We start from the raw sequence: 26,007 nt of genomic DNA, 5'->3' as shown, positions 1-26,007 counted from the left end.
GGACCCTGTCGCGATTACCGTCCGTCCGCAATCAGAATCACAATGTGAGCACAATGCCGGGGCGGAGGTGTCAGTCCGGAAAGACCCCCGGACGGTACTTCGGCACCCGCAGGCTCACCTTGGCGCCCGCGCCCGGCGCGGTCTCGACGGTCAGCCCGTACTCGTCCCCGTACACCTGCCGCATGCGCTCGTCCACGTTCGCGAGCCCGATGCCCGCCCCGGCGCCGGTGCCCGCGCCGCCGCGCCGGTCGCGCCCCGCGCCCCCGGCCGAGAGGATCTCCGCCAGCCGCTCGGGCTCCATCCCCACCCCGTCGTCCTCCACGCTGATCGCCGCCTCTGCGCCGGAGTCGCGGGCCACGATCTTGATGTGGAACGGGGTGCGCGCGCCCTCCATCCCGTGCCGGATCGCGTTCTCGACCAGCGGCTGGAGCGACAGGAACGGCACCGCGACCGGCAGCACCTCCGGAGCGACCTCCACGCTGAACTGGAGCCGCTCGCCGAAACGGGCCCGTTCCAGCAGTAGGTAGCGGTCGATGGAGCGCAGCTCGTCGGCGAGGGTGGTGAAGTCGCGCGGGTTGCGGAAGGAGTAGCGCGCGAAGTCGGCGAAGTCGAGCAGCAGCTCCCGGGCCCGCTCGGGGTCGGTGCGGACGAACGAGGCGATCGTGGTCAGCGAGTTGTAGACGAAGTGCGGCGAGATCTGCGCCCGCAGCGCCCGCATCTCGGCCTCGGCGAGCCGGGCCCGCGAGGAGTCCAGCTCGGCGAGCTCGAGCTGGCTGGACACCCACTTGGCCACCTCCCCCACGGCCCGCACCCGTGAGGTGGACATGCCGGGGCCGTACGCCGCGAGCACCCCCTCGACCCGTCCCTCGACCGCCAGCGGCGCGACCGTGGCGACCTTGATCCGGCACAGCGGGTCATCGCAGGCGAGCAGGTCGGGGTTCACCACCCGGGGCCGTCCGGTGGCCAGCACCTGCTGTGCGTGGATCAGCGCGGACGCGGCGTGCCGGGCCTCGCCCGCCCCGTCCCAGACCAGCAGGCCGGCGGGATCGGCCGGATCGGCGGGATCCGCGCTCACCAGCGCGACCGCCTCGGCGCCGAGCAGCGACCGCAGGTGCCGCGCGGCCTTGCGCGCGGAGTCCTGGGTCAGCCCGGCGCGCAGGGACGGCGACGCGCGCGAGATCAGGTGCAGGGTCGCGAACGTGGCCTCGTCGGCCGGCGTCCCGAACCCGCGCCGGCGGGACGGGAGCCAGCGGCGCAGAACGCAGCAGCCCGCGACGGCGCCCGAGAGCACGGCGCCGGCCACGACCCCCGAAACAGGCGGTATGACCATGACGACTCACGGTAATGGCCGCCCCGTCCCGGCGCAGTGGATTCGCGCTGCCGGACAGGCGTGTCACAGCGGCGGGGCCTCGCCGTCGTCCTCCTGATAGGAGTAGCGCTGCTCCTGCCACGGATCGGCCACGTTGTGGTAGCCGCGCTCCTCCCAGAAGCCGCGCCGGTCCTTGACCAGGTACTCGATCGCGCGGACCCACTTGACGCTCTTCCACGCGTACAGGTGCGGCACGACGATGCGGATGGGGAAGCCGTGGTCGGGGCTGAGCCGCTCGCCGTCGCGGTGGGTGGCGAACATGGTCCCCTCGGCCAGGAAGTCGGCCATCCGGATGTTGGCGCTGTAGCCGTACTCCGCCCACACCATCACGTGCGTGGCGTCCGGCTCGGGCGGCGCCAGCTCGATGATCGCCGAGCCAGCCACGCCCTCCCACTCGTTGCCCGGGATGGTGAACTTGGTCACGCAGTGGAAGTCGGCGACGGCCTTGATCCGCGGCAGGGCCTCGAACTCGTCCCACGTCCAGGCGTACTGCCCGCCCGACTCGGTGGCGCCGAAGACGCGGAAGTCCCAGGTCTTGGGGCGGAACTTGGGGACCGGGCCGTAGTGCAGCACCGGCCAGCCGCGGGGAACGTACTGACCGGGCGGCAACGCCCTTGGCTCTGATGAGGGCTGATCGGGGTGGGACATGACGCGGCCATCCTGCCATCCGACGTGAGCTGAGCCATATTCGGGGTGCGGGCCGGAGGGCGCCGCCGCGGCGTCGCAATGTCCGCCATTCGGACGGAACAGGGACGGGCACCCCAGGTGGTCGCCCGATCGGCTACTCTCTCTTCCATGCGCACCGTCGTTTATTTCTTTTGGTACGACCGGCCCGGGAGGCTGGTCTGCCAGACGATGCGCTGACAGACCACAAGGCGAGAAGCCCCGGGCCGCGATGGCCCGGGGCTTTTCGTCGTTTCAGGGGTTCTTCACGGGGGTCCGCCGGACGCCCGCAGGATGAGGAGAGGCAGCAACATGGTCGTCGTCATGGCCCCGGGGGCCACCGAGGCAGATATCAAGGGCGTCGTCTCACTGGTCGAGACGGCGGGGGGCGACGCCTTCGTCAGCCGCGGGGTGGAGCGCACCATCGTCGGCCTGGTCGGGGACGTCCAGCAGTTCGGCTCGCTCAACCTGCGCGGGCTGCGCGGGGTCAGCGACGTGGTCCGCATCTCGGCGCCCTACAAGCTGGTGAGCCGGGAGAACCACGGCGAGCGCTCGGTGGTGCGGGTCGGCGGAGTCCCGATCGGGCCCGGCACGATGACCCTGATCGCCGGGCCGTGCGCGGTGGAGACCCCCGAGCAGACCCTCCAGGCCGCGCAGATGGCGCAGGCCGCGGGCGCCACGCTGCTGCGCGGCGGCGCGTTCAAGCCGCGCACCTCGCCGTACGCCTTCCAGGGGCTCGGCGAGGCCGGGCTGCGGATCCTCGCCGACGTGCGGGCCGAGACCGGGCTGCCGATCGTCACCGAGGTGGTGAACGCCGCCGACGTCGAGCTGGTCGCCTCCTACGCCGACATGTTGCAGATCGGCACCCGCAACACGCAGAACTTCGCGCTGCTCCAGGCGGCGGGCGAGGCCGGCAAGCCGGTCATGCTGAAGCGCGGGATGAGCGGCACCATCGAGGAATGGCTGATGTCGGCCGAGTACATCGCGCAGCGCGGCAACCTCGACATCGTGCTGTGCGAGCGCGGCATCCGCACCTTCGAGCGGGCCACCCGCAACACCCTGGACATCTCGGCGGTGCCGGTCGCGCAGCGGCTGTCCCACCTGCCGGTGATCGTCGACCCGTCGCACTCGGGGGGCAGCCGCGACCTGGTGCTGCCGCTGACCAGGGCGGGCATCGCGGTCGGCGCGGACGGCGTGATCATCGACGTGCACCCGCACCCGGAGACCGCGCTGTGCGACGGCCCCCAGGCCCTGGTCGACGGCGACCTGCGCGAGCTGGCCAAGCTGGTGCGCGAGCTGCCGCCCATCGTCGGCCGCGCACTCACCGAGGCCCCCGACGGCGTCCCCGCCTGACCGAGCCCGTTTGACCGCTCCGCTCCGACCGTCCCGCCCGGTCGTCCCCGCCCGGCCGTCGCCGCCCCGCCCGCTCCCGCTCGGCGGCGGCCTGCGCGGTCGTCCCCGTCCGGCCGCCGTGACCGCCCGCCCGCGCGGGCCGTCCGGTCACGGCGGCTGCTAGGGTCCGGAATATGACGTATTGGACCGCGAACTGTGGGCCGCCCCGCTCCTGACGGGGCGCGGCACCACTCCCTGAGTTCCTCCCGGCCCGGTGCGGGCATCCGCCCCGGCCGTGTTCTCCTGCGCCCCGAATCCGGATGATCCTTCCTTCCGATTCGAGCCTCAGGAGCGGTACTCCGTGTCCGTGCGCACTTCTCTCAAGCAACGCACCACCCTTTCGACCCGCCGCGCCGGCGGCGCCCGTCCGGGCGGCAGCGCCGAGATCCTCGCCGCCGCCTTCCTGTGGGGCACCGCGGGCCCCGTCTCCACCCTGGCGCCGGGCGGGGCGTCCACCGTCGGGGTCTCGTCCGTCCGGATGGTGGTCGGCGGCCTGCTGCTGTTCTCCCTCGCGGCCCTCACCTCCCGCGGGCGCGGCCTGCGGGCGATGCTGGCCAGGGACGGCCGCACCAGGGCGATGCTCGCCGTGGGCGCGGTCTGCGCCGCGCTCTACCAGACCGCCTACTACGCGGCGCTCGCCCGGACGGGGGTCGCGGTCGCGACCGTCGTCGCGCTCGGCTGCGCGCCGGCCTTCACCGGGCTGATCGCGCGGACGGGCCTGTCCCGCCGCTGGCTCGCGTCCACGGTGGGCGCGGTGGCCGGGTGCGCGCTGCTCGTGGGCGGGGGCGGCGGATCGGGCGCCGACCCGGTCGGCGTGCTGCTCGCCCTGCTGTGCGGGCTGGTCTACGCCGTGTACACCACGATCACCTCGCGGCTGATCGCCGGGGGCGAGGAGCCGCGGGCGGTCACCGGCGCGCTGTTCGGGGGCGCGGCGCTGCTGCTGGCCCCCGCGCTGTTCGTGCTGGCCCCCGGCTGGATCCTGGCCGGGACGGGGCTGCTGATCACCTGCTACCTCGGGGTGCTCACCATCGCCCTGGCGTACACGCTGTTCGCCCGGGGGCTGCGCACCACGCCGGCCGCCACCGCGACGACGCTGACGCTCGCCGAGCCCGCCGTCGCGGCGCTCATCGGGCTGACGCTGCTCGGCGAGGATCTGGGCGGGCTCGCCGCCGGCGGGCTCGCGCTGCTGGCCGCGAGCCTGGTCGTGCTGGTCGTCTGAGAAATTGGTCTGAACCACTCGCCAGGGCCGGGCACGGCGGGGATGATGTCCGGCATGACAACGGGCGATGGGGACGCCGGCGGCCGGCTGTTCCCCGATGACCTGGACGGCGTCGATCCGGTGGCCGCGGTGATCCTCGCCGACGCCTGCCGCGCCATCGCCGCCTACCCGGACCTGGTCGCGGTGGGCGCGCTGTTCACCGCGGCCGAGCGGGTCCCCGGCGGATGGCGGATCGTGTGCGACTGCGATCCGGTCCCGCAGGGCGCGCGGGAGCTGCTCGGCTTCCATCTGGACGACCTGGCGGCCCCGGCCGGCGGCGCGGCCGGGCGCGAGCTGCGGGCCATGGCCGGGGCGGTGCAGGACGAGGCGCGCGACGAGGTGACCGCGGCCGGACGGCGGTTCCGCGTGGTGCGGATCGAGCAGCTCGTCCGCACCGGCCCGGACGGCCCCGAGCCGCCCCGTCCCACCGATCTCGACCCGCGCCCCGGCGCGGACGGCCGGGGCGGCATGGGCGGCGCGGGCGGCATGGGCGGCGGGCTCGGACGCCTCGACGGCCTGCTGCCCGACGAGCAGCACGCGCCCGAGATCGCCACGGCCGAGCTGCTGTGCCAGGTGCTGGACGCCGCGGCCCGCGTGGGGCCGGAGCCGTCCGGAGCGTTCCTGACGCCGCTGTCGCTCGCGCCCGCGTTCACCGTCGCCGAACGGTACGAGGGGCGCTGGCGGCCGGTGGGCCGGCTGCACGGCACGCCGGGACTGGCCCGCGACGCGCTCGCCACCTACTTCCGGCACGTGGTGCCCGCGGTGGAGCGGCCGGACGGCGCCGACCTGGCCGGCTACGCCGAGGCCGCCGGCCTGATGTCCGACGGGAGCCGCCGCAACGGCATCGAGGTCGCGGGCCGCCGGTTCCGCGTCGTGCGGATCGAGCGGATCACCCTGATGGGCCCGGACGGACCGGAGCCGCCCCGTCCCACCGACTTCGACGCCCGCTAGCGTCCGGGGCGCGGCCCGGAGGCAGGGGCCGCTCTCCCGGATCGGCGGCCGGGACCCGTGCCAGGGGCAGGGGCAGGGTCCGGGTCAGGAGGCGGCGTCGTCGCCGTAGACCGGGCGGTGCTCCTGCACGGACTCGGCGAGCCGGTCGGCCAGCTCGCCCACGTCGAGCCGCTTCTCGATCTGGCGGAGGTCGTCGATCTTGGCCTTGGTCTCGGCCCGCCGCGGGGCCAGCATGGTGCAGCAGTCCTCGTCGGGCAGCTCGGAGATCGACAGGGTCGAGATCCGGCGCGCCTGGTCCATGATCTCGACCTTGTCCATGCCGACCAGCGGGCGCAGGATGGGCAGCTCGACCGCGTCGTCCAGCGCGGTGATGTTGGTCAGCGTCTGGCTGCTGACCTGGCCGAGCGCGTCCCCGGTGATCAGCGCGGAGCCGCGCAGCCGGCGGGCCAGCACCTCGCCGGTGCGCAGCATCAGCCGGCGCTGCGCGATGACCGCGAGCCGGTCCGCGCCCGACGACTTGATCTGCTGCTGGGCCTTGCCGAAGGGCACCACGAACAGCCGCGAGCCGCCCTGGAACTTGTCGAGCTCGCGGACCAGCGCGTACGCCTTGTAGATCGATTCCGGCCCGGTGAACGGCATCCCGGAGAAGTGCAGGTAGTCGACCCGCAGGCCGCGCCGCATCATCCGGTAGGCGGCCACGGGCGAGTCGATGCCGCCCGACATCAGCACCAGGGCCCGGCCGCTCATCCCGACCGGCAGCCCGCCCTGGCCGGCCAGTCCGCCGGAGTAGACGAACGCCTCGTCGCGGTCGATCTCGATCGACAGCGTGTGGTCGGGGTTCTTGAGCCGGACCGGCAGCCCGTAGGCGTCGGCGATCCGGCCGCCGACGAGCCGGTCGAGCTCGGTGGAGGTCAGCGGGAAGCGCTTGTCGCGCCGGCGGGACCGCACCGCGAAGGTGCCCGAGCGCCCCTCCATCAGCTCCAGCGCGGCGCGCTCGACGCTCTCCACGTCCTTGCCGACCCGCCAGGCGCGGTGCGCCCACACGATGCCCATGACGTCGGTGATGCGCTGGGCGAGGCGGTCGACGGTGACGACGTCGGCGTCCTTGGTGCGGACGATGAACACGCCGTGGCGGCGGATGACGTCGACCCGCGCGATCGACCGGACCGCCGCGCGCACGTTGTCGGCGAGCCGCCGCTCGAACAGCTCGCGGTTCTTGCCCTTGAGGACGACCTCGCCCAGCTTGATCAGCACGCACGGCTCGCCGCCGACCGGCGACCGCTCCGGGACGACTGCGGCCGGGACGTCGAGCGTGGTCATGCGGGGTCCTCCTGGTGGGGGTGGGTCTCGCTCCGCGACGCGGAGGGGTGCCGGCCTCTAGTGTGGCCCACAGTTCGCAACGCCGCGACCCATCATGCTGTTCCCCGTCCGAGGTGGACGGGGAGGCGCGAAAGGGGACGCCCCGGAGGCCCTGTGCGGGCTCCGGGGCGTCCCCGTGGTCGGCATCCGCGGCCGGTGTTCCGTGGCCGGTGTTCCGTGGCCGGCGCCTCCGTGATCGGCGTCACGTGGGCGGCGGCGCGGCCGGGGTGCTCAGCCGAAGAAGACCTCGGCCTCGGCGTAGCGTCCCGGCGGGACGGTCTTGAGCTCCTTGGTGGCCTCGTCGAGCCCGACGCGGACGATGTCGGTGCCCTGGAGGGCGACCATCTTGCCGAAGTCGCCGTCGCGCACCGCGTCGATGGCCTGGAGGCCGAAGCGGGTGGCCAGCACGCGGTCGAACGCGCTGGGGGTGCCGCCGCGCTGGATGTGCCCGAGCACGGTCGCGCGGGCCTCCTTGCCGGTGCGCTTCTCGATCTCGTCGGCGAGGGCCTGGCCGATGCCGCCGAGCCGGACGTGGCCGAACGCGTCGCGCTCGCCGGTCTGGAGCTCCATCTGGCCGTCCATCGGGTGCGCGCCCTCCGACACCACGATGATCGGGGCGTAGCGGGTCTTGAACCGGCTCTCCACGTACTCCACGACCTTGCCGATGTCGAACGGCCGCTCGGGGATGAGGATCACGTTGGCGCCGGCGGCCATCCCGGCGTGCAGCGCGATCCAGCCCGCGTGCCGGCCCATCACCTCGCAGATCAGCGCCCGGTGGTGGCTCTCGGCGGTGGTGTGCAGCCGGTCGATCGCCTCCATCGCGATGTTGACCGCGGTGTCGAAGCCGAAGGTGAGGTCGGTGGCGTTCAGGTCGTTGTCGATGGTCTTGGGGACCCCGATCACGTTGACGCCGTTGGCGTACAGCTCGCCGGCGACGCCGAGGGTGTCCTCGCCGCCGATGGCGATCAGCGCGTCCACCCCGAGCCCGGCCAGGTTGTCCTTGATCCGCTCGACGCCGCCGTCGACCTTGATCGGGTTCGTCCGGGACGACCCGAGGATGGTGCCGCCGCGGGGCAGGATGCCGCGCACGGCCTGCACGTCGAGGGCCACGGTGTCGCCCTCCAGCGGGCCGCGCCAGCCGGACCGGAAGCCGACGAACTCGTACCCGAAGACCTGCACGCCCTTGCGCACCACGGCGCGGATGACGGCGTTCAGACCGGGGCAGTCCCCGCCTCCGGTCAGCACTCCGACGCGCATGCCCTCTCCCTCTCCTGACACCGGGCTCCTCCCTCGACTGGTGCGGCCAGCCTAGTAGCCGGGGGTCGGTCGCACCGAGCATTCGGTGATCACCCCGGCGTGCCGCATTGGTCTAGACCATAGTGCGCCGGGGGCCGTCCGGCCCCCGATTCCTCAACGGGGCAGGGCCGGGGCGAGCACGCGCACGCGTCCGAGGACCTGGACCGCGAGACCGCCCGGGACGCGCCGCACGGCCGCGCGCCGGCGGCGTGGCGCGCTCGCGCCGTCGTAGGCCCAGCGCGCCTCGGTCAGGGCCAGCTCCCTCGCCGCGGACGGCGACAGCCCGGCGCGGTGATCGCGGGCGAAGTCCCAGGCGTCGCGGACGGACCCGCTGGTGGGCCGCTCGGCCGCCCACCGGGCGAACGCGTCGTCCCAGCCGTCGCCGAACGAGCCGGCCAGCAGGGGCCACGCGCGGGCGACCTCCCCGGCCCGCTTGCGCAGGATGCTCCGGGCCGCCGCCCCGACATCGCCGGGATCGAAGCCGGCGGGCAGCGGCCCTCCAGCGGTCATCGCGCGGACGAGCGCCTCCTGCGCGGCGGCCAGCCCGGCGTCGAGAGGCCCGCCGTCCGGGTCCGCGACGTCCGGCCCCGCGCCGTCCGGGCCGGTCACGTGACCGCCGCCATCCCGGCGGCGTCCGCGATGGCGTCGAGCTCGGCGCGCAGCTCGCCGGCGGGCGGGTAGCGGCCGTCGCGTTCGAGCAGGAAGCCCGGTGGACGATGCCGTCCGCACAGCTCCGCGATCAGGTCGAGGACCTCCGCCAGCACCGGCGCGGTGTGGGTGTCGTGATACCGCCCGCCCTGCTGGACGCCCCCGGCGACGTGGCAGTACGCGACCCGCTCGAGCGGGAGCCGGTCGAGCAGCGCGAGGGGGTCCTCGCCTCGGTTGCGGGCGTTGGCGTACACGTTGGCGACGTCCAGCAGGAGCAGCGCGCCGGTGCGTTCGAGCAGCTCGGTGAGGAAGTCGCCCTCCTCGTACTCGGCGTCCGGCCAGTCGAACAGCGCCGCGATGGGCTCGACGGCCAGCGGCACCGGCAGCTCGGCGCGCGTCCGGCGGATGTTGGCGGTGAGCACGTCCAGCGCGGCCCGGGTCCGCGGCACGGGCAGCAGGTGCCCGGCCTCGACGCCGCCCGCCCGGACGAACGCGACGTGCTCGCTGACCAGCGGCGCCCCGAGGGCCTGCGCGCATCCGGCCAGGTGCGCGACCCGTCCGGCCTCGACGGGCTCCGCACCGCCCAGCGACAGCCGCACCCCGTGCGGGACGACCGCCACGCCGCGCTCGCGCAGGGCGACCAGGTCGCGCGGCGGGTGGTCGAGGTGGACCGACTCGGCCACCACCTCGGCGAAGCCGAGACCGGGAAGCGCGCTCACGAACCCCGAGATCTCGGGCCGCCACCCGATCCCTGAATCGCGGGCCGGGTTCGGTTAGTCCTCTTGGTCGAGGCCCTTCTCGATGGCGTAGCGGACGAGCTCGACCCGGTTGTGCAGCTGGAGCTTGCCGAGGGTGTTCTGGACGTGGTTCTGGACGGTGCGATGGGACAGCACCAGGCGCTGCGCGATCTGCTTGTAGGTGAGGCCCTTGGCGACGAGGCGGAGCACCTCGGTCTCGCGGTCGGTCAGGCGGGGCGCGTCGTCCTCCTCCCGGCGCGGGGCTGCGGCGAGGCGCCGGTACTCGCCGAGGACGAGGCCGGCCAGGCCGGGGGTGAAGACCGCGTCGCCGTCGCCGGTGCGCCGGACCGCGTCGAGGAACTCCTCGCGCGCGGCGGACTTGAGCAGGTAGCCGGTCGCGCCGGCCTTGACCGCCTCCAGGACGTCCTGCTGCTCGCCGCTGGCCGAGAGCACCAGGACCCGGACGGGCGGGTCGGCCGCGACCAGGTGGCGGGTCACCTCGACGCCGCTGATGTCGGGAAGCTGGAGGTCGACGACCGCGACCCGCGGCCGGGCCGCGGCGGCGATGCGGACCGCGGTGCGCCCGTCGCCGGCCGTCGCCACCACGTCGTGCCCGGCCTCGGCCAGGTCGCGGGCGACCGCCTCGCGCCACATCGGATGGTCGTCGACGACCATCACCCTGAGGGGAACGTCAGTCACGCCGCCCACCCTACGGCCGATCGGCGCGGGCGCCGGGCACGGTCATCTCGATCTCGGTGCCCTCGCCGGGCGCGGACACGATCGAGACCGTCCCGCCCAGGTCGCGGATCCGGCCCCGGATCGACTGGACGACGCCGAGCCGCCCGTCGGCCGCGGCCTCCTCGAGGCGGCCCGGCGGCATCCCGGGGCCGTCGTCGCGGACGCTCACCGTCACCTCGCCCGCGCCGTCCTCCAGCAGCACCCACGCGCGGGCGGCGTCGCCGGCGTGCCGGCGGACGTTGTCGAGCGCCGCCGCCACCGCGGCCTCGATCTCCCGCGCCGCCGCCTCGGGCAGCGCGACGGCGCTGGCGGGCGTCGACACCGTGACGGACGTGGACGCGTACCGGGTGAGCAGCGGGCACAGGTCGGCCGGGCGCCCGCCCCCGGGACCGGACGGCGGCGGGAGCACGGCCGAGGGGGCGCCGCCGATCAGCGCGCGCAGCGCCGCCTCCTGCTCCCCCGCCAGGCGGCCCAGCTCGGCCGCCTCGCCGCCCAGCTCGCCGCCGCGCCGCTGGACCATCGCCAGCACCTGGAGCACCGAGTCGTGGATGCGGCGGGCCAGCCGCTCGCGCTCGCGGGTGGCCGACTCCAGCTCGACCGCGCGGGCCAGCCGCGCCTCGGCCTGGAGCGCGAGCTTGACCACGTGCCCGACCACCAGCCCGGCCAGGAACAGCAGCACCACGCCGTTGATCGTGGTGGGCGTCGCCCCGTGCGAACCGGCCAGGACGTGCACCAGCAGGTTCGCCGCGGCCAGCACGCCCGCGGCGGCGATCCCGTAGCGCTTGCCGCCGGACACCGCCCAGGACAGGATCGCGGCGGCCACCCAGGAGACCGGCAGCGTCGGGTTGCCGTCGGACAGGTTGCCGGACGTCTCCACCCATGCGGTCGCGATGAGGCAGCCGGCCGTCACCGCCATGTCGGCGGCCAACAGCGGCCATCCCCGGCGGCGCGGAACGGCGAAGGCGAACATGGCGTACGCCGTCCAGGCCGTCATCACGGCGAGCACGGCCCAGCCGCCCATCGGGTGCCGGTAGCCGCCGGAGTTCTTGACGATCAGGATGGCGGCGTAGCCGAGCGCGGCCCACCGGTAGACGGCGACGGCGCGCCACAGCGCCGCCTCCAGCCCCATCCCGGCCCCCGCGCTCAGTCGTCCTCGTCGCCGGGCCGCGGCGGCCGGCCGGCCATCTCGGCCTTGACCTCGGCGGCGTACCGGTCGACGTACTCCTGCCCGGACAGCTCCCGGATGGCCTGCATGATCTCGTCGGTGATCTTGCGCAGCACCTCCGGGTCGTCCTCCCGGCCGTAGTGCCGGGAGAAGTCCAGGGGCGCGCCGAACCGGACTCCGGGACGGATGCCGAACCGCGGCAGCGACCGGCCGGGCGGCATCAGCTCGAAGGTGTTGATCATCGCCATCGGCACCACCGGCACCCGCGACTGGAGCGCCAGCCGCGCCACCCCGGTCTTGCCCCGGTAGAGCCGCTCGTCGGGGGCGCGGGTGCCCTCGGGGTAGATGCCGAGCAGCTTGCCCTCGTCCAGGATCCGCAGCCCGGTCCGCAACGCCGCCTCCGCCGCCGACCCGCCGGTCCGGTCGACCGGGACGACGCCGACGCCGGTGAAGAAGGCCTTGCTGATCAGGCCCTTGATCCCCTTGCCGGTGAAGTACTCGCCCTTGCCGATGAAGAAGATCGGGCGCATCAGCGGCAGCGGCCCGAAGAAGTGGTCGGCGAACGACAGGTGGTTGCTGACCAGCAGCGCCGGGCCCTTCTTGGGGACGTTGCCCATGCCCGAGTTCCGCGGCCGCCATCCGAGGTACATGACGGGCGAGAGGACGATCCTGAGCAGGATCCAGAACCAGAGCATGCGACACCTTCCTCCGGCCGCGTGTGCAGCGGCGAGCACGTTCGAGATCCCCGACAGACGGGAGATGATGGGACATCTTTCCATCCCATGCCGTGCCTGCCTACGGCCTGCCCACAGCCTGCCACGCACCGGCGCGGACGGGCACGTCCGGCGCGGGCGCGCGGGCACGTCCGGCGCGGGCGCGCGCGGGAGCCCGCGAAGGGGCGGGCGGGCCCGGGGCCGCGGAAGGGCCGGGATGAACGTAGGCTCTGAGCGGGAAATCACAATCGGGTGCGCCCTGGGGCTTGTCCCGGGCGGCGCAGCGAATACCGTGGGACACACGTTTCGGGGTGTCCGGAGCGTCGCGCGCATCGCGGGCGGCGCCGCCGGGCACACGTCAATGGGGGAGCGGAGGCCGTCATGCCGGTGCTGTCGGTCACGCCGCAGTCGTCGAAGGAGCCGGCTCCGTGAATCGCCGTGGCAATGGACTGTCAGCGGAGACCTACGCCCCGCTGGTCGACCTGGCGCCGCATCTGGCCGACGCCATGCTGGCCGCGCTGCGCGACGCCGGGGTCGCCGCGTACGCCACCGCCCCCAACGGGCTGGTCGACCTGACCGGTGAGGCCGCCACCGGCGACGTGCTCGACCGGCTCTACGTCGACGTCGACATGAAGCCGGCCGCCGAGTCCATCCTGCGGGCCCACCTGGCCCGGTTGCGCGACGCCGGGGGACGCGGGTCCGAGGGCGAGCGGCCCGACGGCGACCTGGCCGAGCCCGCGCCGCGCGACGACCAGCTCGATCAGCTCGACCCGTTCGACGCGCGCGACGCCGACGGCACGCCGCCCGGCTCCGGCGACTCCCCCACCGGAACCGCCGAGCGCGACGAGGACGCCATCTGGGCCGAGATCGTCGCGGGCTACGACAGCGTCCCCGAGGGCGACCGCGTCCCCTGGCCCGACCAGGAGAACATCCACGAGCCGCCCAAGCCGCCCGAGGAGGGCGACGACCGCACCGGCCGGATCCCGCGGGCCCGGGTGATCAAGCCGGCCGAGCCCGCCGAGCTCCCGCCGGACGAGGACGAGGGCCACTACGTCCCGCCGCCGCCCCCGCCGCTGCCGGCCGCCGACCCGCTCACCAAGGGCGCGTGGATCGCGCTGGTCGGCGGCCCGGTCTACCTGCTGATCACCGTCATCCTCGACTGGGACGTGCCCGGCTGGGCCGCGTTCCTGGCGGTCGCGGCGTTCATCGGCGGGTTCGTGACGCTGGTGCTGCGGATGGGCGACGAGCCCCGCGATCCCGACGACGGCGCCGTAGTCTGACCCCGTTCGACCCCGTTCGACCCCGTCCGGCCCGTCCGGCCCCGTCAGGGCAGGCGCAGGTCGGCCACGACGGGGCGGTGGTCGGTCGCCGCCAGGTAGTCGGCGCGCAGCGCGGCGTCGTCCGGGACGCCGCAGCCCACCACCCCGATCGCGGGATCGAGGAACACGCCGTCGATGCGCCTGCGCGGATCGCGGGCCGAGAACGTCTCCTCAAGCCCCACCGGCGCGACGGCGCGGGCGTCCTGGAACCGGCCGGTGAGCAGCGTCCACGACGCGCCGCCCGGCTCCTCGTTCACGTCGCCGGCGAGCACCACGGGCGCGTCGTGGCGGCGGCCCGCCCGGTCGAGCAGCGCGATCACCTGGCCGGTGTGCTCGCGGCGCGGTCCGTCGGCGAGGTCGAGATGGGTGCTGGCCGCGATCAGCCGGCCGGGCGGCCCGTCCCGGCCGTCCGGCTCCGGGATCTCCAGCACGGCGACCGCCAGCGCCCGCCGGTGCAGGCCGGGGACGCGGCTGAGGAGGTGGAACTCGCGGGCGAGGCCGCGGACCCGCGGCGCCGCCAGGACGGCGAGGCCCGCCGCCCGGCGGCCCGCCACGACCCGCAGCCCGCAGTCCCGCGCCAGCGCGCGCCGCCTGCCGCGCCAGCCCCGGAACCGCGGCACCTCCTGGAGGCACACCACGTCCGGCGCGAGCGCGCGGACGACCCGGGCCACCGCGGCCGGGTCGTCGCGCAGCGACCGGATGTTGTAGCCGAGCACCCGGACCGGCGGCCCCATCGGGTCAGATCCTGGCCAGGTCGGCCGCGCCGACGATGCCGGCGTCGGAGCCGAGCTCGGCGATCCGGATCTGCGGGGTCGGCCGGTGCCCGCGCCCGGTGAGCGCCGCCCCGAACGCCTGCCGGATCGGGTCGAGCAGCAGGTCGCCCGCGTCCGATAGCCCGCCGCCGATGATGAACGCCCCCGGGTCGAGGATCGCCGACAGGTCGGCCAGCCCCTGGCCCGCCCACTGCGCCACCGACCGGAAGCACTCCAGCGCCGCCGGGTCGCCCTCGCGGGCCGCCTGGGTGACCTCCGGGCCGCTGATCCCCTCGGGCCGCCCCCCGCCGAGCTCCAGCAGCCGCCCGGCCATCGCGGGCGCCACCCTGGCCAGGTCGCGGGCCTCGTGCACGAGCGCGTTGCCGCTGGCGTACTGCTCCCAGCAGCCGCGGTTGCCGCAGCCGCAGCGGCGGCCGTCCGGGACGACCCGGAAGTGGCCGAACTCGGCGCCGATGCCGAACCGGCCCCGGTACAGCTCGCCGTTGATGATGATGCCGCCGCCGATGCCGGTGCCGAGGGCGATCAGGACGATGAAGTCCTCGCCCCGCCCGGCGCCGAACCGCGCCTCGCCCCAGGCGGTCGCGTTGCCGTCGTTCTCGACCACCACCGGCAGCCCGACCCGCTCCTCGACCTTCTTCTTGATCGGCTCGTCGCGCCAGGCCAGGTTGGGCGCGAACAGCACGGTGGAGCGCGTCTCGTCGACGAAGCCGGCCGAGCCGAGGCCGACCGCGACCACGTCCGCGTACTTGCCCTTGAGCAGGTCGACGACCTCGGCGATGACCTCGGCGGTCTCCGCGGGATTGGTGGAGGGCGTGGGTCGCCGCACCTTCTCCAGGATCGTGCCCCGGTCGTCGATGACTCCCGCGGCCACCTTCGTGCCGCCCACGTCGACGCCGATGGTCAGGGCCATGTACGGTTCCTCCTCCTCGCGGCGCCCCACCGGACCCCGCCGTTGCCCTACCCGATGCCGACGGGATCCTCACCGGTGGCCGAGGCCCAGGCCCCGCCCGCGCCCGGATCCGGATCGGCGTCCGGGCCGGTGTCCGCGGCCGGGCCGGTGTCCGCGTCCGGGGCCGTCGCCCGGGCCCACACGTCGCCGCCCCGGCCGCCGGGAGCGCTCCAGGCGCCGGCCGCGCCGCCGACGCGGCGGCACAGGGCGTCCAGGAGCTTGACGGCCTCGCCGAGGACGTCGCCGGGCTGCTCGGTCATGAGAACAATTCCATCCGTTGTCGGCGTGAAACGGTACCGCCCGCCGGGCGCGCCGCGCTTCACTCAGCCCTCGACGTGTCGTTTCAGGCCCTTGAGCGCCGAGTCGGTGATCCGCTTCTCGCCCTTGCGCCGGACCATGCCGATCATCGGGACCCGGACGTCCACGGCCAGCTCGTAGGTCACCTCGGTCACGTCCGCCGCGCCGCCGGCCGCGGCCAGGGTGTACGAGCCGTGCAGCCCGGTGACCACCGTGCCCTTCTCGACCAGCTCCCAGTGGACCGCGTCGTCGCCGTCCCAGGTGTAGGCCAATCCGACGGTGTCGCTGAACGGGCCGCCGTCGAACGTCAGCCGGCCCCGGGCGGCCCGGCCGTCCGGGCCGGTCTCCTGCACGGTGAACTCGCGGATGCCGCCGGCCCAGTCGGGATAGGCCGCCAGATCGGCGATCACCGCCATGATCTCGGGTTTCGCCGCCTCGATGGTGATGGTGGAACTGGTGCGGTCGGCCATCGTCGCGCTCCTGTCGTCGGGAAGGGATCTCTCACACCGTCAGCGTGAAGGGCACCCCGCTGGCCCGGAAGTGCCCGACGTTGACGCACTCGGTACGGCCGATGCGGATCCGCCGGGCGAGGGGCTGGTGCACGTGGCCGAACAGCACGTACCTCGGCTGGGTGCGGCGGACGGCCTCCAGCACCGCCTCGCTGCCCCGCTCGAACCTGCGCGCCACGGTGTCGTACAGCAGTTCGGGGACGGCGGGCGGGATGTGGCAGCACAGCACGTCGACCTCGCCGACGGCGGCGACCTTGGCCGCGTAGGTCTCCTCGTCCAGCTCGTAGGGGGTGCGGTACTCGGTGCGCAGCCCGCCGCCGACGAACCCGAAGCGCAGCCCGCCCAGCTCGGCGACCTGCCCGTCCAGCACATGGTGGCCCTCGCGCAGGTGCGCGCCCCACATGCGCGGGATGTCGACGTTGCCGTAGGTGAGGTAGGCCGGGGTCGGCATCGCCGCGAACAGCTCGGCGTACTGCCGGTCGACGGCCCGCTCGATGTGCGGCCAGGAGCCGCCCTCCAGCGAGTCCCACAGGGAGCGGGAGAACTCGCGGGCCTCCTCGAAGCGCTTGGCCGTGCGCAGCGCGATGAACCGGTCGGCGTTCTTCTGGCCGAACAGGTCGGCGAAGATCCCGCGGGCGTGGTCGGAGTAGTCGATGAACAGGATCAGGTCGCCCAGGCAGATGAGAACATCCGCCCCGTCGCCCGCGCGCTTGAGGTCCTCCGCGCGGCCGTGGACGTCGCTCACCACATGGATCCGCATGAACCGACTCTAATGGGACGCGCCCGCGGCGGCGGCGACGAGGGCGCGCCACTCGCCGACGAGCGCGGCGTCGACCGGCGCCTCCCAGGCCCCGTCCGGACGGACCGCGGTGCCGACGTGGAAGGCGGTGACGCCCGCGGCGGCGAGCACCGCGACGTGCTTGCGGCGCAACCCGCCGCCCGCCATGATCAGGGCCGCCGCGTCCGGGCTCTCGGCGGCCCGCCTGACCAGCACCTCCAGCCCCGCCCCGACGCCCCTGGCCGACCCGGCGGTGAGGACGGTGCCGGGCGCGCCGGGCAGGTCGCGGACGGCCTGCCAGGCGGCGGCCGGGTCGGACGCGTGGTCCAGGGCCCGGTGGAACGTCCATGGCAGCGGGGCGGCGGACGCGGCGAGCCCGGCGGTCGCGGCGGCGTCGATCCGCCCCGACGGGCTCAGGAAACCGAGCACGAATCCGTCGGCGCCTGCCGCGGCGAGGTCGGCGGCGGCGCGGCGCAGCCGGTCCAGCTCGGCGGCGGTGGTGCCGAACCCGGCGTTGGCGCGCAGCATCACCCGCATCGGCAGGGAGGTGACCTCCCTCATGCCGGCGACCACCTCGGGGTCGGGGGTCAGCCCGTCGGCGGCCATGTCGGCGGCGACCTCGATCCGGTCGGCGCCGCCCTCCTCGGCGGCCCGCGCGTCGGCGGGCGTCAGTGCGATCACTTCCAGCAGTGCCAAGGGGGTTCTCCCGGGTCAGGTCGGAGCCGCCGGAGTCCTGCCCGAGCCCGGCCCGTCAAGGGTAGGCGCAGGGCTCCCCGCGCCCGGCGGGGACGCGGAGACTTGCCCCGTCCTTGACCGGCGGCGCCCGGCGGCGCGCACCGGCCGGACTTTGCTACTCACGGGTATCATCGGGTCGCGGGGAGCCTGTAGCGTCGTCCCCGCCATCCGCACAGATCAATCGAGGAGTGGGCCGTGCGCGAGTTCAGCGTCCCCCCGATGGTGGAGGTCTCCGACGCCACCAACCTGACCGACGCACCGTTCGCCCGAGCCGCCGAACGGCCCGGCACGATCGTGCTGCGCCGCCGGAACGAGGCCGGCACGGCCTGGCGGGCCGTGACCGCCCGCGACTTCGCCGCGGAGGTGACGCGGGTCGCCAAGGGCCTGGTCGCCGCCGGGATCGAGCCGGGCGACCGGGTCGCGCTGATGTCGCGGACCCGCTACGAGTGGACGGTCCTGGACTACGCGATCTGGGCCGCGGGCGCCGTCGCCGTCCCGATCTACGAGACCTCCTCCGCCGAGCAGATCCAGTGGATCGTCGGCGACTCGGGCGCCCGCGCGGTGTTCGCCGAGACCGCCGCGCACCGGGCCGCGATCGAGGGGGTCCGGGACGCGCTCCCGGACCTCGCGCACCTCTGGGGCATCGACGACGGCGGCGCCGACGCCGTGGCCGCCCTCGGCGCCGGGCTCGGCGACGAGGTGGTCGAGGAGCGGCGCCGGTCCCGCACCGCCGGCGACGTCGCCACGCTCGTCTACACCTCGGGCACCACCGGCCGCCCTAAGGGCTGCGAGCTGACCCACGGGAACCTGGTGTCGACCGCCCGCAACGCGATCCAGGGCGCGATCTCCGAGGTCGCGGTCGACGGCAGCTCGACGCTGCTCTTCCTGCCGCTCGCGCACGTGTTCGCCCGGCTGATCGAGGTCGCCTGCGTCGAGGGCGGCATCGTGCTCGGCCACAGCGACATCGCGGGCCTGCTGCCCGACCTGGCCACCTTCCGGCCGACCTTCCTGCTGGCCGTGCCGCGCGTCTTCGAGAAGGTCTACAACGGGGCCGAGCAGAAGGCCGCCGCCGACGGCAAGGGCAAGATCTTCCGCGCCGCCGCCGACACCGCGATCGCCTACAGCCAGGCCCTGGACTCCGGCGGCCCCGGGCTCGCCCTCAAGGCCCGGCACCGCGTCTTCGACGTGCTGGTGTACCGGAAGCTGCGCGCCGCCGTCGGCGGGCGGGTGCAGTACGCGGTGTCGGGCGGCGCCGCCCTCGGCGAGCGGCTCGGCCACTTCTTCCGCGGCGTGGGCATCACGATCCTGGAGGGGTACGGGCTGACCGAGACCACCGCCCCGGCCAGCGTCAACCGGCCCACCGCGATCCGGATCGGCACCGTCGGGCGGCCGATCCCGGGCGTCACCGTCCGGATCGCGGACGACGGCGAGGTCCTGATCAAGGGCGTCAACATCCTGCGCGGGTACTGGAACAACCCGTCCGCCACCGAGGAGTCCCTGGCCGACGGCTGGTTCCACACCGGCGACCTCGGCTCGCTGGACGCCGACGGGTACCTGGCCATCACCGGACGGAAGAAGGAGATCCTGGTCACCGCGGCGGGCAAGAACGTGGCGCCCGCCCCGCTGGAGGACCGGCTGCGGGCCAGCCCGCTGATCAGCCAGTGCCTGGTCGTCGGCGACGGCCGCAAGTTCATCAGCGCGCTGATCACGCTGGACGAGGAGGCGCTCGGCCCCTGGAAGCGGCAGCACGGCAGGCCGGACGCGATGACCGTCGACGAGCTGCGCCGCGACCCCGCCCTGATCGCCGAGATCGACGCGGCCGTGGCCGGCGCCAACGCGTCGGTCTCGCACGCCGAGGCGATCAAGAAGTACGAGATCCTCGGCGTGGACTTCACCGAGGAGGCCGGGCACATGACGCCGAGCCTCAAGGTGCGCCGGCACGTCGTCATGAAGGACTTCGCCGACGAGATCGACGCGATCTACTCCTGACCCGGCGGGACGCTGAAGGACGCGGCGGGACGCGGCGGGACGCGGCGGGACGCCGTCCGGAGGGGCGGCCCGCCGCGGCCCGTGCGGGTCCTAGAGGACGGCGACGGCGTCGGCGATCGGGGTGCCGCCGTTGATCAGGTCCAGGGTCCGGTGCCGCGCGCCGGGCGCGTCCAGCAGCGCGACGATCACCGCGGCGACGTCGTCCCGGGTCACCTCGCCCCGCCCGATCGGCGGCTCGGCCAGCCTGACCCGGCCGGTCCCCGGATCGTCGGTGAGGCGGCCCGGCCGCAGAATCAGCCAGTCGAGGTCCCGGGCGCGCAGGTCCTCCTCCGCCGCCCCCTTGGCCCGGACGTAGGCGGCCCAGACCTCGTCGGTGCCGGCCCGCGGCGGCTCCCCCGCGCCCATCGCCGACACCTGGAGCAGCCGCCGGACCCCGGCGCGCTCGGCCGCGTCCGCCACCAGCACCGACGCCGCCCGGTCGACCGAGTCCTTGCGGCCCGCGCCGCTCCCGGGGCCGGCCCCGGCCGCGAAGACGATCGCCTCCGCGCCGGTCACCTCGGCCGCCACCTCGTCCAAGCCCGCCTGCTCCAGGTCGCACACGACCGGGCCGGCGCCCGCCGCCCGCACGTCGCCGGCATGGTCCGGATTCCGGATCAGGCTCAGCACGGTGTCCCCCCGCGCGGCCAGCAGCCGGGCCAGGCGCAGCGCGATCTGCCCGTGCCCTCCCGCGATCACAACGTTCATGGGGTGATCCTACGAACCCGGCGGCCCGTCTGGGGGACGCGGGGCCGGAGAGCGGTCAGGAGGGTCCGGCCGTCTTTCCGCACTCCAGGAGGGCGCGTGCGAACGCCGTGGCGTGTTCGCGCATCCGCGCGGTCGATTCCGGGCCGTCCATCTGGGCGCCCATCAGCTCGGCGAGCTGGGGCAGGGCCATCGGCATCAGGACCAGCCCCATCAGGCTCAGCATCGTCCTCCCGGCCTCGGCCGAGGGCTCCTGGCCGAGGTGGGCGGCGAGGGAGGCGACCTTGTCGTGGCAGCGGTCGACGCGCCACTGCTGGTCGGGCAGGTGGCCGGACCGGTCGTGCAGCGCCTCCCACATGAGCAGCCGGAGCAGGTCGGGGTGCTCCTGATAGTGGTCGAAGAGCCCCGCCACGTACTGGACCGGGTCGTCGCCGAGCAGCGCGTTCACCTCGGTGAGCTCGTCCATCGCGTCCTTCATGACCGCGTCGAAGAGCTTCTCCTTGTTGCCGAAGTATCCGTAGATCCGCTCCTTGTTGACGCCGGCCAGCCGGGCGATCCGGTCGACCCGGGCGCCGGCGATGCCGTGCTCGGCGAACTCCTCGCGGGCGGCGGCGAGCAGGGCCTCTTTGGTCGAGGCGGTGGTGGATGCGCTGGTGGCCATGGTCCCGAGCATAGCGGGATCGCCGTCCAACCGGTTGGTTGACATCCAACCGGTTGGTTGGCTACGGTTCCGGCCATGCGCTCCTCCCCCGTCCTCCCGGCCACCACCACCGCTCCGGCACGGCCCCCGGCTCCGACCGCGACGACCGCGTTCGCGCCGTTCGCCCGGACGGTCGCCGTGCTCTCCGGCACCGCCCTGCTCGCCACCGCGCAGCTCTACGGGATGATCGCCCTGCTCGGCTCCGCCGCCGCGGGCTGGCACGCCCGACCCACCTCGCTCACCTGGCTGGTGAGCGCGTTCGGGTTCGGCTACGCGGCGGGCTTCCTGCTCTTCGGCCCGCTCTCCGACCGGTTCGGCCGCCGCCGCGTGATGGTCGCCGGGGTCGCCGCGACCGCCGTGACCACCGCGCTGGTCGCCGCCTCCCCCGGCCCGGACGCGGCGCTGATCCTGCGCGCGCTCCAGGGCCTGACCATCGGGGCGTTCCCGCCCGTCGCGATGGCCTACGTCGCCGAACGCGTCGAGCCGCGCCGCCGCCTGGTCACCGTGACCGCGATGACCACCGGGTTCCTGTCGGCCGCCGTCCTCGGCCAGCTCGCCGCGCAGGGCCTGGCCGCGACGCTCGGCTGGCGCGCGTTCTTCCTGGTCGGCGCGGTCGCGTTCGGCGCCGCCGCGCTGCTGCTGCGCTGGGCGCTGCTCCCGGACGGCCCGTCCACCGGCGCCTCCCCGGCCGCCGCCTACCGGGCCATGCTCCCGCTGCTCCGGACGCCCGGACTGCGGCTCCTCTACCTGGCGGTGCCCACCGTGCTCGGCTCGTTCGTCGCGATCTACACCGGGCTCCAGCTCACCGGCACGACCGGGCTGCTCGGGCTGCGGGCGAGCGCGCTCCCGGTGATCGTCGCGATCCCGTTCCTGACCCCGGTCCTCGCCCGCGTCCCCGGCCCGGCCCGGGTCGGCCTGGCGCTCGCCCTGTCGGCCGCCGGCGTCGCGCTGATCGGCCTGCTGCACCCGGGGACCCTGCTGCTCGGCGCGCTGCTCATCGCCGTGACGGCCGGCACCGCCGTCGCCGCACCGGGCCTGATCGACACCATCGGCTCCCGGGCCGGCGCGGCCCGCGGCCCCGCGATCTCGCTGTTCACCGCGCTGCTGTTCGTCGGCGCCAGCCTCGGCCCGCAGCTCGCCGGCGCGCTCACCGGCTCGGGCCTGGCCGCCCTGGCGCTCGTCCTCGCGGGGCTGCTCGCCGTCGCCGCCCTGCTGGTGCTCGCGTCCGCCGCCGGCACCGGACGCGGCACCCGCCGCTGACTCCGGCCGCACCGGGCCCCTGGTCCGCCTCTCCTCCGTCCGCCGGACGGAGGAGAGGCGGATCAGGCCGTCAGCCCGTCCAGGGAAGGCGGAGGGCCTCCAGCCCGGAGTCCTCCAGCAGGGCCTCGACGAGCGGGACCGGTCCGACGACCTTGGTGCCCCACAGGTCCCAGTCGCAGTAGACGACCCACGAGCGGTCCTCGGCCCACAGGTTGGACGGGCAGCTCGACATCTCCGGATGGTCGTAGAGGCCCGCCGCGTCGCCGAGGCGGCCGGCCAGCACCGTCTCGTCGTCCCAGTCGGCGGTGACCAGCGGGCAGTAGTACGCCAGGCACGCGGTCTCGGCGCCGGCCGGGCTGTGCCGCGCCAGCACGTCCACCAGCCGGCGCCAGCTCTCCCGGTCGAGGCAGCCCTCGGCCGGCGGCCGGATCGCCGCCGACCAGCTCCCCGTCGGGTGCGCCTGCCGCAGGCAGCGGTTGCCGGGCAGCTCGCCGTCGGGCACCGGCTCCTCGCCGAACCCGCGCGCCAGTTCGGCCCAGCGCAGCCGCCGCCAGCCCGCGCCGGGGTCGCCGCTGCGGCCGAGCCCGGTCCCGGTGACGACGGCGCCCTCCAGCAGATCGCCGAGGTCGGCGTCGCCCATCACGTCCGGCTCGGTGAGCCCGGCCGCCCGCACCGACTGGTGGACGTCGTCGTGCGTGGTGGTGACCAGGCCCTCCTTCCACGCGTACATGGAGTGCAGCACCCACACCCCGTCCGGGCGGCGCGGCGGCTCGAACCCCGAGTAGCAGTGGTCGGGATCCAGGTCGTTCAGCCAGCCGACGGCCGCACCCGGCACAGGGGTCCACGCGTCCTCGACACCCGCGTTCTCCAAATCGGCCATGTCCGCATCCTGCCACCCTTCGAAGCCGGTGCCACACGCAGCATCACCTGTGCGCGCCGACGGCGGGGCGGTCCGGCCGGGCTTCCGGGCCGGGCCCGGTGGAGATCATTCCCACCTGACCGCTTCACCCTTTTTCGCCCGGCGCCATCTCACCCGCCGAAGTTCCCGGCGACCTCCTCCACCCGGTCCCGCTTCACGTACATGTCCCAGTACACGTCGGCCAGGACGGCGGGATCGACGAGATCGAGGCCCTCGGGGCGCGGCCCGTCGTAGGAGTCGCTCTCGAGCAGCCGGTGCACGTCGCTGCCCTTGATGCCCGCGCCGATGGTCAGCGTCCCGGCGTGGACGCCGGTGCCCTCCAGCCCGGCCGAGAGCGTCAGGATGTAGTGGCGCATCGCCGCCATGGCCGTCCCGATGTCGCCCATGAAGGGGATCGGGTACTTCGCGGACGCCCCCTGCGTGAACAGCAGCGCCCCGTCCCCGCGCTCGATCATCCCGGGCAGGACGCGCCTGACCAGCCCCACCGGGGCGAGCAGGAACAGTTCGAGCGGCGTCCGCAGCTCCTCCGGGCCGATCTCGGTGACCGGGCCGGGCGCGAACCCGAGGTTGAGACCGCCCGGACCGTACTCCAGCACGTCGATCCGCCCGAACCGGGCCTCGATGGCGTCCACCGCGGCGGCGGTCGCCGCCGCGTCGGTGAGGTCGGCGGCGAACGCCGCGGCCTGCACTCCCTCGGCCGCCAGCGTCGCGGCCAGCCCGTCCAGCCGCGCGCGGTCACGGGCGACGAGCGCCACCCCGAAGCCCTCCCGCCCGAAGCGGCGGGCGATCGACAGGCCGAGCGCGGAGCCGGCCCCGAACACGGCGATGGTCTTGGACATGCGCACTCCCTTAAGTTGAAGGTGGCCTCAAGTTCTTTCACCGTAACAGAAAAACTTGAGGGTGCCCTCAACTAAGTAGACTCGGCGCATGAGCAGCTGCGGCCCCCCGAGAGCACAGCGCCGCGACGCGCGGCGCAACCGCGAGCGGCTGACGGCCGCCGCCCGCGAGGTCTTCGCCGCGCGCGGCCTGGACGCCCCGCTGGAGGAGATCGCCCGCCGGGCCGGGGTCAGCGTCGGCACGCTCTACAACCACTTCGCCACCCGCGAGACGCTGATCGACGAGATCGTCCCGGAGCTGATCGACGCCCAGCTCGCCCTCGGCGAGGAGGCGCTGGCCCGTCCCGACCCCTGGGAGGGCTTCGTCTGGTACGTGACCCGGCTGTGCGCCTCGCAGGCGGCCGACCGGGGCCTCACCGACGCGCTCTCGATGCGGTTCTCCGACACCGAGCGGCTCGCCGCCGCCTGCGCACAGGGGACCGACCAGGTCGCCCGGATCGTCGCGCGCGCCCGCGACGGCGGCGGCCTGCGCCCCGACTTCACCGCGGCGGACCTGGTCTCCATCATCTGGAGCACCGGCCGCCTGGTCGAGGCCACCGGCGCGATCGCGCCGGGCGCATGGCGCCGCAGCCTCGCCTTCGTCCTCGACGGCCTGCGCGCCGAGGCCGCCCACCCGATCGCCGAGCCGGCCCTCACCTCCGAGCAGCTCGACACCGCCATGCGCGGCCTGGCCGCCCGCTAGCGGACGCGCGGGCTCACCTCCATCATCGCCGTCAGCCGTCGAGCAGCGTGCCCAGCCGGGCGGCCTGGAGCTCCCAGCGCCACTCCCGCTCGATCCACGCCCGTCCGCGCCCGCCCATCGCGCGGGCCCGCCCGGGATCGCTCAGCAGGCCGGTCAGGGCCGCGGCGACGGCCGCGACCGAACGGCCCGGCACGACCACACCAGTCTCGCCGTCCAGCACCGCGTCGGGCGCGCCGCCCGAGTCGCCCGCCACCACCGGCAGCCCGGTCGCCGACGCCTCGAGGTAGACGATGCCGAGCCCCTCGACGTCCAGGCCGCGCCGCCGGGTCCGGCACGGCATCGCGAAGACGTCGCCCGCGTCGTAGTGCGCGGGCAGCTCCTCCCAGGGCACGGCGCCGGTCAGGACGACCGAGCCGGACACCCCCCGCGCCGCCGCCAGCCGCTCCAGCTCGGCCCGGTACGGCCCGCCGCCGACCAGCAGCAGCGCGGCGTCCGGCACCGCGCGCAGCACGTGCGGCCAGGCGTGGATCAGCGCGTCCTGCCCCTTGCGCGGGACGAGCCGCGACACGCACACCACGACGGGACGCCCGTCCAGCCCGTGCCGCTTTCTGATCTCCGGCCCCCCGGCGCCGCGGAAGAACGCGTTCTCGTCCACGCCCGGGGCCAGCCGGGCCAGCCGCGCCGCCGCGCCCGGCGACAGGACCCGCGCCATCCGGGACCGGGTGTACTCCCCCAGGTAGGTCAGCACGTCCACGCCGTCGCCGATGCGGCGCAGCAGGCCGCGCGCCGCCGGGAGCGACGCCCACGCCGCCTCGTGCCCGTGGGTGATCCCGACCAGCCGCTCCGCCCCGCGCCGGCGCAGTGCCGGGGCCAGCAGGCCGAGCGGCGCCGCCGCGCCGAACAGCACCGAGTCGCAGCCCTCCGCCCGGAGCACCTCGCCCGCCCGGCGCAGCACCGACGGCTCGGGCAGCATCAGCGACCCCGGATGCCGCACGACCGGGAACGGCTGCGCGGCGTCGAACGCCGCCGCGCCCCGCCACGCCGGCGCGTACACCACCACCGAGCCCGGCGGGCGGCGCGCCGCCAGCCCGTGCACGAACGCCTGGATCCCGCCGGGGCGCGGCGGGAAGTCGTTGGTCACCACGAGCGTCCTGGTCATGTCCACGCAGCA

Annotated in this window: 27 protein-coding genes; 7 read left to right on the top strand and 20 right to left on the bottom strand. The window is 74.9% G+C overall.

The features are described from left to right. Positions 1–70: 70 nt before the first annotated feature. Both OHA34_RS35575 and OHA34_RS35570 read right to left on the bottom strand, forming a co-directional pair. Positions 71–1,330, bottom strand: coding sequence for a histidine kinase (locus OHA34_RS35575; RefSeq protein WP_285936915.1), 1,260 nt, complete (start codon positions 1,328–1,330; stop codon positions 71–73). A gap of 63 nt (positions 1,331–1,393) precedes the next feature. Further along, positions 1,394–2,017 carry a sulfite oxidase-like oxidoreductase gene (locus OHA34_RS35570; protein ID WP_285936916.1) on the bottom strand — a complete coding sequence of 208 codons (624 nt, stop codon included), beginning with the start codon at positions 2,015–2,017 and terminating at the stop codon, positions 1,394–1,396. A 327-nt stretch (positions 2,018–2,344) separates the two neighbouring features. Here OHA34_RS35570 and aroF point away from each other — a divergent pair, with 327 nt between their 5' ends. The 3 genes from aroF to OHA34_RS35555 all read left to right on the top strand — a co-directional run bounded on the left by aroF (position 2,345) and on the right by OHA34_RS35555 (position 5,633). After that, on the top strand, positions 2,345–3,385 hold the full coding sequence (aroF, locus tag OHA34_RS35565) for a 3-deoxy-7-phosphoheptulonate synthase (protein WP_285936917.1): 1,041 nt from the start codon (positions 2,345–2,347) through the stop codon (positions 3,383–3,385). 346 nt (positions 3,386–3,731) lie between these two features. After that, positions 3,732–4,643, top strand: a complete 912-nt coding sequence (locus tag OHA34_RS35560) for a DMT family transporter (RefSeq protein WP_285936918.1) — start codon at positions 3,732–3,734, stop codon at positions 4,641–4,643. Positions 4,644–4,697: 54 nt separating this feature from the next. Next, a complete protein-coding gene (locus OHA34_RS35555) occupies positions 4,698–5,633 on the top strand; it encodes a DUF5954 family protein (RefSeq protein ID WP_285936919.1) in 936 nt (311 codons plus the stop codon). An 84-nt stretch (positions 5,634–5,717) separates the two neighbouring features. On the opposite strand, the gene thiI is transcribed toward OHA34_RS35555, so the two are convergent. The 7 genes from thiI to OHA34_RS35520 all read right to left on the bottom strand — a co-directional run bounded on the left by thiI (position 5,718) and on the right by OHA34_RS35520 (position 12,271). Next, positions 5,718–6,953, bottom strand: coding sequence for a tRNA uracil 4-sulfurtransferase ThiI (thiI, locus tag OHA34_RS35550; RefSeq protein WP_285936920.1), 1,236 nt, complete (start codon positions 6,951–6,953; stop codon positions 5,718–5,720). Between the two features lie 270 nt (positions 6,954–7,223). Beyond that, positions 7,224–8,249 (bottom strand): 6-phosphofructokinase, encoded by a 1,026-nt coding sequence (locus tag OHA34_RS35545; RefSeq protein ID WP_285936921.1) that lies wholly within the window; start codon positions 8,247–8,249, stop codon positions 7,224–7,226. Between the two features lie 153 nt (positions 8,250–8,402). Next, on the bottom strand, positions 8,403–8,897 hold the full coding sequence (locus OHA34_RS35540; RefSeq protein WP_329520083.1) for a hypothetical protein: 495 nt from the start codon (positions 8,895–8,897) through the stop codon (positions 8,403–8,405). Next, positions 8,894–9,685 carry a DUF692 domain-containing protein gene (locus OHA34_RS35535; protein WP_329522479.1) on the bottom strand — a complete coding sequence of 264 codons (792 nt, stop codon included), beginning with the start codon at positions 9,683–9,685 and terminating at the stop codon, positions 8,894–8,896. The genes OHA34_RS35540 and OHA34_RS35535 overlap by 4 nt, the downstream gene beginning before the upstream one ends. A gap of 24 nt (positions 9,686–9,709) precedes the next feature. After that, positions 9,710–10,348 (bottom strand): response regulator, encoded by a 639-nt coding sequence (locus OHA34_RS35530; RefSeq protein ID WP_285938556.1) that lies wholly within the window; start codon positions 10,346–10,348, stop codon positions 9,710–9,712. A 34-nt stretch (positions 10,349–10,382) separates the two neighbouring features. Beyond that, positions 10,383–11,540 (bottom strand): MacS family sensor histidine kinase, encoded by a 1,158-nt coding sequence (gene macS / locus OHA34_RS35525; protein WP_329520082.1) that lies wholly within the window; start codon positions 11,538–11,540, stop codon positions 10,383–10,385. Between the two features lie 14 nt (positions 11,541–11,554). Beyond that, entirely contained in the window at positions 11,555–12,271 is a 717-nt protein-coding gene (locus tag OHA34_RS35520) for a lysophospholipid acyltransferase family protein (protein WP_285936924.1), read from the bottom strand. Positions 12,272–12,717: 446 nt separating this feature from the next. Between OHA34_RS35520 and OHA34_RS35515 the strand changes: the two genes are divergently transcribed. Beyond that, positions 12,718–13,569, top strand: a complete 852-nt coding sequence (locus tag OHA34_RS35515) for a hypothetical protein (RefSeq protein WP_329520081.1) — start codon at positions 12,718–12,720, stop codon at positions 13,567–13,569. Positions 13,570–13,613: 44 nt separating this feature from the next. On the opposite strand, the gene OHA34_RS35510 is transcribed toward OHA34_RS35515, so the two are convergent. The 6 genes from OHA34_RS35510 to OHA34_RS35485 form a co-directional block, all read right to left on the bottom strand. Then, positions 13,614–14,342, bottom strand: coding sequence for an endonuclease/exonuclease/phosphatase family protein (locus tag OHA34_RS35510; protein ID WP_329520080.1), 729 nt, complete (start codon positions 14,340–14,342; stop codon positions 13,614–13,616). Between the two features lie 4 nt (positions 14,343–14,346). Then, the gene (locus OHA34_RS35505; RefSeq protein ID WP_285936927.1) at positions 14,347–15,291 is read right to left on the bottom strand and encodes an ROK family glucokinase; all 945 of its coding nucleotides are present in this window, start codon (positions 15,289–15,291) and stop codon (positions 14,347–14,349) included. Positions 15,292–15,338: 47 nt separating this feature from the next. Further along, positions 15,339–15,590: a hypothetical protein gene (locus OHA34_RS35500; protein WP_329520079.1), complete on the bottom strand. Its 252-nt coding sequence runs from the start codon at positions 15,588–15,590 to the stop codon at positions 15,339–15,341. A gap of 63 nt (positions 15,591–15,653) precedes the next feature. After that, positions 15,654–16,097, bottom strand: coding sequence for an SRPBCC family protein (locus OHA34_RS35495; protein WP_285936929.1), 444 nt, complete (start codon positions 16,095–16,097; stop codon positions 15,654–15,656). A 31-nt stretch (positions 16,098–16,128) separates the two neighbouring features. After that, positions 16,129–16,896, bottom strand: coding sequence for a metallophosphoesterase family protein (locus OHA34_RS35490; protein ID WP_285936930.1), 768 nt, complete (start codon positions 16,894–16,896; stop codon positions 16,129–16,131). A gap of 9 nt (positions 16,897–16,905) precedes the next feature. After that, complete coding sequence (locus tag OHA34_RS35485) at positions 16,906–17,610, bottom strand: copper homeostasis protein CutC (protein WP_329520078.1); 705 nt, start codon at positions 17,608–17,610, stop codon at positions 16,906–16,908. Positions 17,611–17,844: 234 nt separating this feature from the next. On the opposite strand from OHA34_RS35485, the gene OHA34_RS35480 reads away from it, so the two are divergent. After that, a complete protein-coding gene (locus OHA34_RS35480; RefSeq protein ID WP_285936932.1) occupies positions 17,845–19,638 on the top strand; it encodes an AMP-dependent synthetase/ligase in 1,794 nt (597 codons plus the stop codon). A gap of 90 nt (positions 19,639–19,728) precedes the next feature. Here the strand turns inward: OHA34_RS35480 and OHA34_RS35475 are convergent, their stop codons facing one another. Continuing rightward, the gene (locus OHA34_RS35475) at positions 19,729–20,382 is read right to left on the bottom strand and encodes an NAD(P)H-binding protein (RefSeq protein ID WP_329520077.1); all 654 of its coding nucleotides are present in this window, start codon (positions 20,380–20,382) and stop codon (positions 19,729–19,731) included. A 55-nt stretch (positions 20,383–20,437) separates the two neighbouring features. Continuing rightward, entirely contained in the window at positions 20,438–21,040 is a 603-nt protein-coding gene (locus tag OHA34_RS35470; protein WP_329520076.1) for a TetR/AcrR family transcriptional regulator, read from the bottom strand. Positions 21,041–21,115: 75 nt separating this feature from the next. On the opposite strand from OHA34_RS35470, the gene OHA34_RS35465 reads away from it, so the two are divergent. Further along, the gene (locus OHA34_RS35465; protein WP_329520075.1) at positions 21,116–22,339 is read left to right on the top strand and encodes an MFS transporter; all 1,224 of its coding nucleotides are present in this window, start codon (positions 21,116–21,118) and stop codon (positions 22,337–22,339) included. A gap of 70 nt (positions 22,340–22,409) precedes the next feature. Here the strand turns inward: OHA34_RS35465 and OHA34_RS35460 are convergent, their stop codons facing one another. Continuing rightward, on the bottom strand, positions 22,410–23,219 hold the full coding sequence (locus tag OHA34_RS35460) for a hypothetical protein (protein WP_285936936.1): 810 nt from the start codon (positions 23,217–23,219) through the stop codon (positions 22,410–22,412). Positions 23,220–23,368: 149 nt separating this feature from the next. Continuing rightward, positions 23,369–24,097, bottom strand: a complete 729-nt coding sequence (locus tag OHA34_RS35455; protein WP_329520074.1) for an SDR family NAD(P)-dependent oxidoreductase — start codon at positions 24,095–24,097, stop codon at positions 23,369–23,371. An 88-nt stretch (positions 24,098–24,185) separates the two neighbouring features. Here OHA34_RS35455 and OHA34_RS35450 point away from each other — a divergent pair, with 88 nt between their 5' ends. Then, complete coding sequence (locus OHA34_RS35450; protein ID WP_285936938.1) at positions 24,186–24,836, top strand: TetR/AcrR family transcriptional regulator; 651 nt, start codon at positions 24,186–24,188, stop codon at positions 24,834–24,836. A gap of 31 nt (positions 24,837–24,867) precedes the next feature. Here OHA34_RS35450 and OHA34_RS35445 read toward each other — a convergent pair whose 3' ends face one another. Then, entirely contained in the window at positions 24,868–25,995 is a 1,128-nt protein-coding gene (locus OHA34_RS35445; protein WP_285936939.1) for a glycosyltransferase family 4 protein, read from the bottom strand. Between the last annotated feature and the right edge of the window lie 12 nt (positions 25,996–26,007).

This window comes from Spirillospora sp. NBC_01491 (assembly GCF_036227065.1).
GTDB classification, from domain to species: Bacteria; Actinomycetota; Actinomycetes; order Streptosporangiales; family Streptosporangiaceae; genus Spirillospora; species Spirillospora xylanilytica.
The sequence above is the reverse complement of the archived record's forward strand: the minus strand, read 5'-3'. Positions and strand labels throughout refer to the sequence as shown.

Coding starts and splice junctions, on each gene's coding strand:
- OHA34_RS35470 (WP_329520076.1), bottom strand. CDS start 21,040: ATGGCCACCAGCGCATCCACCACCGCCTCGACCAAAGAGGCCCTGCTC.
- OHA34_RS35460 (WP_285936936.1), bottom strand. CDS start 23,219: ATGGCCGATTTGGAGAACGCGGGTGTCGAGGACGCGTGGACCCCTGTG.
- OHA34_RS35570 (WP_285936916.1), bottom strand. CDS start 2,017: ATGTCCCACCCCGATCAGCCCTCATCAGAGCCAAGGGCGTTGCCGCCC.
- OHA34_RS35505 (WP_285936927.1), bottom strand. CDS start 15,291: ATGGCCCTGACCATCGGCGTCGACGTGGGCGGCACGAAGGTGGCCGCG.
- OHA34_RS35555 (WP_285936919.1), top strand. CDS start 4,698: ATGACAACGGGCGATGGGGACGCCGGCGGCCGGCTGTTCCCCGATGAC.
- OHA34_RS35490 (WP_285936930.1), bottom strand. CDS start 16,896: ATGCGGATCCATGTGGTGAGCGACGTCCACGGCCGCGCGGAGGACCTC.
- OHA34_RS35450 (WP_285936938.1), top strand. CDS start 24,186: ATGAGCAGCTGCGGCCCCCCGAGAGCACAGCGCCGCGACGCGCGGCGC.
- OHA34_RS35500 (WP_329520079.1), bottom strand. CDS start 15,590: ATGACCGAGCAGCCCGGCGACGTCCTCGGCGAGGCCGTCAAGCTCCTG.
- OHA34_RS35445 (WP_285936939.1), bottom strand. CDS start 25,995: ATGACCAGGACGCTCGTGGTGACCAACGACTTCCCGCCGCGCCCCGGC.
- thiI (WP_285936920.1), bottom strand. CDS start 6,953: ATGACCACGCTCGACGTCCCGGCCGCAGTCGTCCCGGAGCGGTCGCCG.
- OHA34_RS35475 (WP_329520077.1), bottom strand. CDS start 20,382: ATGAACGTTGTGATCGCGGGAGGGCACGGGCAGATCGCGCTGCGCCTG.
- OHA34_RS35520 (WP_285936924.1), bottom strand. CDS start 12,271: ATGCTCTGGTTCTGGATCCTGCTCAGGATCGTCCTCTCGCCCGTCATG.
- macS (WP_329520082.1), bottom strand. CDS start 11,540: ATGGGGCTGGAGGCGGCGCTGTGGCGCGCCGTCGCCGTCTACCGGTGG.
- OHA34_RS35465 (WP_329520075.1), top strand. CDS start 21,116: ATGCGCTCCTCCCCCGTCCTCCCGGCCACCACCACCGCTCCGGCACGG.
- OHA34_RS35545 (WP_285936921.1), bottom strand. CDS start 8,249: ATGCGCGTCGGAGTGCTGACCGGAGGCGGGGACTGCCCCGGTCTGAAC.
- OHA34_RS35495 (WP_285936929.1), bottom strand. CDS start 16,097: ATGGCCGACCGCACCAGTTCCACCATCACCATCGAGGCGGCGAAACCC.
- aroF (WP_285936917.1), top strand. CDS start 2,345: ATGGTCGTCGTCATGGCCCCGGGGGCCACCGAGGCAGATATCAAGGGC.
- OHA34_RS35510 (WP_329520080.1), bottom strand. CDS start 14,342: ATGGGGCCGCCGGTCCGGGTGCTCGGCTACAACATCCGGTCGCTGCGC.
- OHA34_RS35530 (WP_285938556.1), bottom strand. CDS start 10,348: ATGGTCGTCGACGACCATCCGATGTGGCGCGAGGCGGTCGCCCGCGAC.
- OHA34_RS35455 (WP_329520074.1), bottom strand. CDS start 24,097: ATGTCCAAGACCATCGCCGTGTTCGGGGCCGGCTCCGCGCTCGGCCTG.
- OHA34_RS35575 (WP_285936915.1), bottom strand. CDS start 1,330: ATGGTCATACCGCCTGTTTCGGGGGTCGTGGCCGGCGCCGTGCTCTCG.